This window comes from Brevundimonas sp. (assembly GCF_023259385.1).
Lineage (GTDB): Bacteria > Pseudomonadota > Alphaproteobacteria > Caulobacterales > Caulobacteraceae > Brevundimonas.
In genome coordinates this window covers 1-7,223 of sequence record NZ_JAHFPF010000188.1, presented here as the reverse complement: position 1 = coordinate 7,223, position 7,223 = coordinate 1, and the positions used below count along the sequence as shown (strand labels likewise).

Annotated in this window: 8 protein-coding genes; all 8 read left to right on the top strand. The window is 70.7% G+C overall.

Features of this window, described 5'->3' with window-relative positions; genetic code table 11:
• Positions 1 to 1,301, top strand: a 1,301-nt coding sequence (locus Q0C81_RS13735; RefSeq protein WP_291838955.1) for a type IV secretory system conjugative DNA transfer family protein, incomplete at its 5' end; no start/stop codon positions are given.
• Positions 1,288 to 1,737, top strand: a complete 450-nt coding sequence (locus Q0C81_RS13730) for a hypothetical protein (protein ID WP_291838952.1) — start codon at positions 1,288 to 1,290, stop codon at positions 1,735 to 1,737. The genes Q0C81_RS13735 and Q0C81_RS13730, both read left to right, overlap by 14 nt.
• On the top strand, positions 1,737 to 2,693 hold the full coding sequence (trbB, locus tag Q0C81_RS13725; RefSeq protein WP_291838949.1) for a P-type conjugative transfer ATPase TrbB: 957 nt from the start codon (positions 1,737 to 1,739) through the stop codon (positions 2,691 to 2,693). Before Q0C81_RS13730 ends, trbB begins: the two co-directional genes overlap by 1 nt.
• A 319-nt stretch (positions 2,694 to 3,012) precedes the next feature.
• A complete protein-coding gene (locus Q0C81_RS13720) occupies positions 3,013 to 3,333 on the top strand; it encodes a TrbC/VirB2 family protein (protein ID WP_291838944.1) in 321 nt (106 codons plus the stop codon).
• A complete protein-coding gene (locus tag Q0C81_RS13715) occupies positions 3,333 to 3,596 on the top strand; it encodes a VirB3 family type IV secretion system protein (RefSeq protein WP_291838941.1) in 264 nt (87 codons plus the stop codon). The genes Q0C81_RS13720 and Q0C81_RS13715 overlap by 1 nt, the downstream gene beginning before the upstream one ends.
• Before the next feature lie 7 nt (positions 3,597 to 3,603).
• On the top strand, positions 3,604 to 6,042 hold the full coding sequence (trbE, locus tag Q0C81_RS13710; protein WP_291838938.1) for a conjugal transfer protein TrbE: 2,439 nt from the start codon (positions 3,604 to 3,606) through the stop codon (positions 6,040 to 6,042).
• Positions 5,993 to 6,739 carry a conjugal transfer protein TrbJ gene (locus tag Q0C81_RS13705; RefSeq protein WP_291838935.1) on the top strand — a complete coding sequence of 249 codons (747 nt, stop codon included), beginning with the start codon at positions 5,993 to 5,995 and terminating at the stop codon, positions 6,737 to 6,739. Before trbE ends, Q0C81_RS13705 begins: the two co-directional genes overlap by 50 nt.
• Positions 6,740 to 6,751: 12 nt before the next feature.
• On the top strand, positions 6,752 to 7,223 hold a 472-nt coding region (locus Q0C81_RS13700), incomplete at its 3' end, for a type IV secretion system protein (RefSeq protein WP_291838932.1).

Genomic DNA, 7,223 nt, shown 5'->3' with positions numbered 1-7,223 from the left:
CGCGCTGGAACCCGCTGGCGGAAATCCAGCCGGGCCCGGGCGAACTCGCCCAGGTGCAGCGGCTCGTGGCCATTCTGTCCGATCCCGGCGGCGCGCGGGATGACGAGGCGATCTGGGACAAGGCGGCGTCGGAGATCCTCGAGGCGGTGATCCTGCATGTCCTCCATGTCGCCGCCGACGACGACAAGACCCTGCTCAAGGTGCGCGAGCTGCTCGCCGATCTCGACGAGACGGCCGATGTCATGGTCAGGACCCTGCACGATCGGGGACCGGACGGCGCGCCGCGGACCCATCCGTTCATCCGCACGGCGGTCAAGGGCTATGCGGCGATGCACGACCGGTTCCGCACCTCGGTCCAGGGCACGGCGCGCTCCTATCTCAAATGGCTGGCCGGAGCGGATGTCGAGCGGGTGCTCTCGGCGTCGGACTTCGCCCTGGGCGACCTGATGTGCGCCGAGGCGCCCTTGTCCCTCTATGTCCAGGTCGCGCCGGCCGATGCGGCGGCGCTCCGACCCCTGGTGCGGATGCTGTTCTACGCGGCGGCCCAGGCCCTCACCGCCGAGGAGACTCGGGACGCCACCGGACGGGCCAAGCGCCACCGGCTGCTGATGGTCATGGACGAGTTCCCGCTTCTGGGGCGGCTGGCCTTCTTCGAGAAGTCGCTGCGGCTGATGAGCGGCTACGGGGTCAAGGCGATGTTCGTCGCCCAGTCGCTGAACGACATCGTGGAGACCTACGGGACCCATAACACCATCCTCGACAACTGCGCCGTCTACACCGCCTTCTCGGCGCTGGACCCCCTGACCCAGGACAAGGTGTCGAAACTGACGGGGTCGGTGACCGAAACGCGCGTCAGCCGCAGTTCGCCCGCCGGCCTGGCCTCGGGCCGGAGTTCCGTCTCCCGGGCGGAGGTCGAGCGGCCCCTGCTGGAGCCGGGCGAGATCCGCGCCCTGCCGGACGACCGGCAGCTGGTCTTCGTGGCCGGCTGCCGCCCGCTGCGCACACACAAGCTTCTGTACGACCAGCGCGAACCGTTCCGCAGCCGGGCCGATGCGCCGGCGCCGGACCAGGCGCGCCGCGTCGATACGCCGGGCCGCCGTCCGCATTCGTGGGCCGGGCGGCGCAGTCTCGGCGAGGACGCGGAGGCGAGCCTGCCCCTGTTCAAGGAGGTGGCCGCCGCCATGGACGACAAGAAGGCGGCGGCGCGGGCGGCCGACATCTACGGGCGGGTGGCGCAGGAGATGGCGGCCCAGCAGGCCGCCCTCGACCAACTTCAAGGATTGAGCGATGGCCAGGACTAACCGCCAGACCAGCCGGGTGCAGGTCTATCTCAACGACCCCAAGATCGTCTCGGGCCTGAACCGGGAGGCGCGCAGCGGGCGGATGCCCCTGAGTCAGGCGGCGGGACGCGCCATTGCGCGCGGCCTGCTCAAGAGCCCGCAGGCCGATCCCGAGGATCGCCTGCTGCAGCTCGAACGATCGCTGCGCGACCACATGCGATCGACGGCGCGCGACATGCAGATCGTCCAGGAACTGCTGATCGAGGTGGCGCGGGCCTTCTTCCTGCGCCTGCCGGACGCGGTGGTGGATCAGGATCCGACGGTGCAGGCGGCGGTGGACCGGCGCATCGAGCGGCTGCTCGACGCCACGGCGGCCCGGATCGTCGCGGGCCGGTCAGATCGCGACGCGGCGCCCGGACCGGCGCGCGAGCCCCGCTCGTTCGACCCGCCGAACTGATGGCGACCCACCCGATCGTCGCCGAGCGCAAGCTGGAGGCCCTGCGGCATGCCCTGGGACCGACGGTCCTCGCCGCTTTGGAGGAGCCGGCAGTGGTGGAGATCCTCGCCAACCCGGACGGTCGCCTGGTGCTCGACCGGAGCGGGGAGGGGCGTCAGGACACCGGCCAGTCCCTCTCGCCCGAGGCGCGCGAGCGCGCCATCAAGCTCATCGCCGACTATGTCGGAGAGACGGTGGCGCGCGAGGATCCGCGTCTGTCCGGCGTCCTGCCGGGGACGGGCGAACGGTTCCAGGGATTGCTGCCTCCGATCGTCGCGGCGCCGGCCTTCTCGATCCGCAAACGCCCCGCGGTGATCTGGGGGCTGGCCGACTATGTCCGCGACGGCGTGATGACGGAGGCCCAGGCGGACGCGCTGCGACAGGCGGCGGCCGAACGCCGCAATATCCTCATCTCCGGCGGGACCGGATCGGGCAAGACCACCCTGGCCAATGCGGTGCTCGCCGAACCCGCCTTCGCCGGGGACCGGGTCTTCCTGATCGAGGATACGCCGGAACTGCAGTGCTCGGCCTGGGACGTGGTGGCGGTGCTGACCCGGCGCGCGCCGGTCGCCATCGGCGTGGTCGATCTGGTCCGGGACGCATTGCGGATGCGGCCGGACCGGATCGTGGTCGGGGAGATGCGCGACGGCGCCGCCGCGCTCGAGACGCTGAAGAGCTGGAACACCGGCCACCCCGGCGGTCTGTCGACGATCCACGCCAATTCGGCCGGGGATGTCCTGCGGCGGGTGGAAGACCTGCTCAGCGAAGTGGTCGCCCAGCCGCCCCGGCGCGCGATCGCCCAGGCGACAGACCGGATCGTCCACATCCGGCGCACCGCCGAAGGCCGGCGCGTGGAGGCCGTGCTGGCCGTCGACGGCCTGGAGGACGACCGGTATCTGCTGACGCCTCTCGCCTGACGCCGGGCTTCCAGGTTGGGCGATTCCGGCGAGATCAGGGCGGGCCGAACGTCCGCGGCCGATATCCCGACATCTCCGATCTTCAAGAATCGCGGCTCCGAGGCGGTTCGGGCGGACGTCGACGCAAGTCGTCCGGCGAGTTGGCGAAGGTCACGGGCCGCGACGTGATTCAAGTTGTTTCGGGAGTTAAGACAAGTCGTCAGCAAGTCTCATACAAGTCGTTGAAATTATACGAATAATACTGTTGACAGCCAGTAGAGTTATTTGCTTGCAATGAGTCGCGGCGCGGTGACCTGCGCTGAAACAAAGGAAGCAGATCATGCAATGGAGACCTGGGCGCCGCCTGTTCGGCGCAGCGATGACGTGTGGCCTGATGCTGGCCGGACCGGCCCTTGCGGGAGGCTCCGGCATGCCGTGGGAAGGGCCGCTGCAGCAGGTGGTTCAATCGATCACCGGACCGGTGGTCCAGGCCGCCGCCGTCGTGGCCGTGGTCGTCTTCGGCGCCGGCATCGCCATGAGCGAGAACGGCTCCTCGATGCGGCGCGGCCTGGGCATCATGTTTGGCCTGTCGATCGCTTTCGCGGCCTCGACCTTCTTCCTCGACTTCTTCGGCTTCGCCGGCGGCGCGGAGATCGGGTGATGGAGCCGCGGCCGGACGGGTGGGAGCTGCCGGTGGCCCAGGCCCTGGCCGAACCGGTGCTGATGGCCGGCATGCCGCGCGACTACGCCATCGCCATGGGCACGATCGCCCTGGTGCTGGGCCTGGCGCTGCGGATCTGGTGGCTGGGCCTGCTGTGGTGGGCTGTCGCCCATGCGATCGGCCTGTGGGCGGCGCGGTCCGACCCACGGTTCTTCGATGTTCTGCGCCGGCATCTGGCGATGCCCGGTCATCTGGACGGGTGAGGGCGCGATGCGGTTCCTCGACGAACATCGCCGCCGTCCCGCCGTCCTGGCCGACCACCTGCCCTGGGCCGCGCTGGTCGCGCCCGGGGTGGTCCTGAACAAGGACGGGTCCTTCCTGGCCGCCTTCCGGTTTCGCGGGCCCGACCTGGAGTCCTCGACCGAGGACGAGCTGATGGCGGTGCGCGCGCGGCTCAACAACGCCCTGAAGCGGCTGGGATCGGGCTGGTGTCTGCATATGGAGGCGCGCCGCCGTCCCGCGACGGCCTATCCGGAGAGCGCCTTCGACCTCGAGGTCGCCTGGCTGCTCGACGCGGAACGACGCAGCCGCTTCGAGACCGCCGATCCCGCCTTCGAGACGGACTTCCGGCTGGCCCTGACCTGGTTGCCGCCCGCAGACGAAACCCGCCGCATGGAGCGCTGGCTGTTCGACGGTCTGGCCAGCGGCGGCCACGACTGGCGGGTGTCGCTGGAGGCTTTCGGCCGCGAAGCCGATACGACGCTCGACCTGTTGTCCGACGCCCTGCCGGAGATCGAACGGCTTGATGACGCGGACCTTCTGACCTGGCTGCATGACAGCGTCTCGCCCCGGCCCTTTCCGGTCCGGCCGCCGGAGACGCCGATGTTCCTCGACGCCTGGCTCGCCGACGCCGGCCTGACGGGCGGGGTCGCGCCCCGTCTCGGCGATCGCTGGCTCAAGGTGGTCTCGGTGCGGGGTCTGCCGTCGGCGACCCGGCCCGGACTGCTCGATGCGCTCGGCGCCCTGCCGTTCGAATACCGCTGGACGGCGCGCTGGATCGGCCTCGACAAGCCGGAAGCCGAGCGGGAGATCGTCAAACTGCGCAAGCGCTGGTTCGCCAAGCGCAAGGGCGTCGGCGTCCTGTTGCGCGAGGCCATCACCAAGGAGGAGGTGCCGCTTCTCGATACGGATGCGGCGTCCAAGACCGAAGAGTGCGACGGCGCCCTGGCGGCGCTCGGCGCGGAGTCCTGCGCCTTCGGGTATCTGACTTTGACGGTCACCGTTCTGGACGCCAGCGAGGCGGGGGCGGCGGCCAAGGCCCGCGCGATTGAGGCGGCGCTGAACGCCCAGGGCTTGGTGGCCCGGATCGAGGATCTCAATGCGGTGGAGGCCTGGCTGGGCTCTCTGCCCGGCGAGCCCTATGCCGACGTGCGTCGGCCCCTGGTCTCGACGCTGAACCTGGCCGATCTGCTGCCAGTTTCCGCCGTCTGGGCGGGGCCGGCCGGGGACGCCAACCTGGACGGGCCGCCGCTGGCGACGGCGCGCACGACCGGCGCGACGCCGTTCCGGCTGGTGCTGCATGTCGGCGACGTCGGCCACGCCATGGTCGTCGGGCCGACCGGATCGGGCAAGAGCGCCCTGCTGTCCTTCCTGGCCCTGCAATGGTTCCGCTATCGGGACGCCCGGGTGGTCTTCTTCGACAAGGGCCGGTCGGCGCGCGCGGCGACGCTCGCGGCCGGCGGCCGCTGGCGGGCGCTGGAGCCCGGGGCGCGGTTCTCGCTCCAGCCGCTGGCCCGGATCGACCGGGAGGACGAGCGGGCCTGGGCCGCGGAATGGATCGCCGAGACCGTGCGCCTGGCCGGGCTGGAGCCGGTCCCCCGGGTGAGGGAAGAGATCTGGGTGGCGCTGTCGGCGCTCTCTGAGGCGCCGGTCGCGCAGCGGACGCTGACGGTGTTCTGCGCCCTGGTTCAGGACAAGGTGGTCGCCGCCGCCCTGGAGCCCTTGACCCTGAAGGGGCCGCACGGCGCGCTGCTGGACGGGGCGGGGGAGACCCTGGCGCCCACCCGGTTCGACACCTTCGAGCTGGAGTCCCTGATGGGGACTCCGTCAGCCGTGGCGCCGGTGCTCTCGGCCCTCTTCCACCATCTCGAACAGGGCTTCGACGGCCGGCCGACCCTGCTGGTCCTGGACGAGGCCTGGTTGTTCCTCGGCGAGACCGCCTTCGCGGCCCGGATACGGGAATGGCTGAAGACCCTGCGCAAGAAGCGGGTCTGCGTGGTGTTCGCCACCCAGAGCCTGGACGACGTGGCGGCCTCCTCGATCTCGGCCAGTCTGATCGAGAGCTGCCCCACCCAGGTCTTCCTGCCCAATCCGCGCGCGCTGGAGCCGTCGTCCGCCGAACTCTACCGGGGCTTCGGTCTGAACCGGCGTCAGCTCGAACTGATCGCCTTCGCCACGCCCAAGCGGGCCTACTACTGGCGCCAGCCGCGCGGCCGGCGGCTGTTCGACCTGCGCCTGACCGGCGTGGCCCTGGCACTGTGCGGCTCGAGCGCGCCGGAAGACCAGACCCTGATCGACACCCTGCTGGAGCGATCGGGACCTGACGACTGTCGACCGGGCGGCTTCGCCCGCGATTTCCTCAAAGCCAAGGGAGTGCAAAATGTGGATTCCGTTTTCGACGCCTTCGCCGGCCCGCTCGCGGCCGAATAGGTCCATCCAGATCGTCGCCGTCGGCCTCGTCGCCGTCAGCCTGCTGGGCGCCACGCCGGCGCCGGCCCAGCAGGTGGTGTTCGACCCGCGCAATCACATCGAAAACGCGCTGCAGGCGGCGCGTCAGCTCGAGAGCCTCGCCAACGAGGCGCGCAGTCTGGCGGCCTCGCCCTACAGCCACCTGACGCAGTCGAGCCAGTCGCTGCGGGACATGGCCGAGCTGGCGCGGACGGCGCGCGGGATCGCCAGCTCGGTCAGCGGTCTGGAGCAGCAGTTCCGGAGTTTGTACCCCGACGATCTGTCCGGCTCGGACATGCTGAGCCTGCTGGAGCAGGGCGAGGCGCGCACGGCCAACGCCCGGCGCACCGCCGAGGACGTGGCGCGGACGGCCGCCGAGCTGGAACGGCTGGGGCAGGGCCGGTCGCAGAGGCTGGCCGGGGCGCTCTCCGCCAGCCAGGCGGCGACCGGCCAGACGGCGGCGGTCCAGTCGTCCAACCAGCTTCTGGCCGTGCTGGCCGAAGACCTGGCGGCGCTGCGCACCATCATGCTGGCCCAGTCCCGGCTGATGGCCGAGGCCACGGCGCGCGACGCGGCGGACCGCGCCTCCGGAGACGCCGCCCGGCGCCAGCGGTGGGGCCGTCAGGCCGCCGCGCCGGCCGCGCCGCGCTTCGATCCCTTGTCTCACGCGAACGACTGAGGGAGCGGGGCGATGACGGTCGGAGTGGAAACGCCCAACGAGCTGATGGTGGTGTTTTCCGACACCATCTCGGCCGGGTTCGACGCCCTCCAGGGTTCGGTCAACGGCGTGTTCGGCCTGCTCATCGTCCTGGTCGTCGCCCTGACCGGCATCCAGTGGGCGCTGTCCTCCAACCGGGAGGTGCTGGCCTCGGGCTTCGGCAAGGTGCTGCTGATCGGCGCCTTCGCCTGGCTGATCAACGACTGGCAGCGGCTGTCCGAGACCCTCTATGCCGGCTTTCTGGAGCTGGGGCTGACGGCTGGCGGCGGCTCCCTGAGCCGGCAAGAGTTCCTCAATCCGGGGGCTATCCTCGCCCAGGGCTGGGAGATCGTGAAGGCGCTCGGGGAGACGCCCGCGCCGGTCGACAATCCGCTCGACGTCGTCGGCAACATGGCGGACGCCCTGATCCTGGGCCTGGCCATGATCGGCATCATGCTGGCCTTCG

What these genes read in the sequence shown, in the direction of transcription:
- trbB (WP_291838949.1), top strand. Translation starts at nt 1,737, where the DNA reads ATGGCGACCCACCCGATCGTCGCCGAGCGCAAGCTGGAGGCCCTGCGG.
- Q0C81_RS13730 (WP_291838952.1), top strand. Translation starts at nt 1,288, where the DNA reads ATGGCCAGGACTAACCGCCAGACCAGCCGGGTGCAGGTCTATCTCAAC.
- Q0C81_RS13720 (WP_291838944.1), top strand. Translation starts at nt 3,013, where the DNA reads ATGCAATGGAGACCTGGGCGCCGCCTGTTCGGCGCAGCGATGACGTGT.
- Q0C81_RS13705 (WP_291838935.1), top strand. Translation starts at nt 5,993, where the DNA reads ATGTGGATTCCGTTTTCGACGCCTTCGCCGGCCCGCTCGCGGCCGAAT.
- trbE (WP_291838938.1), top strand. Translation starts at nt 3,604, where the DNA reads ATGCGGTTCCTCGACGAACATCGCCGCCGTCCCGCCGTCCTGGCCGAC.
- Q0C81_RS13715 (WP_291838941.1), top strand. Translation starts at nt 3,333, where the DNA reads ATGGAGCCGCGGCCGGACGGGTGGGAGCTGCCGGTGGCCCAGGCCCTG.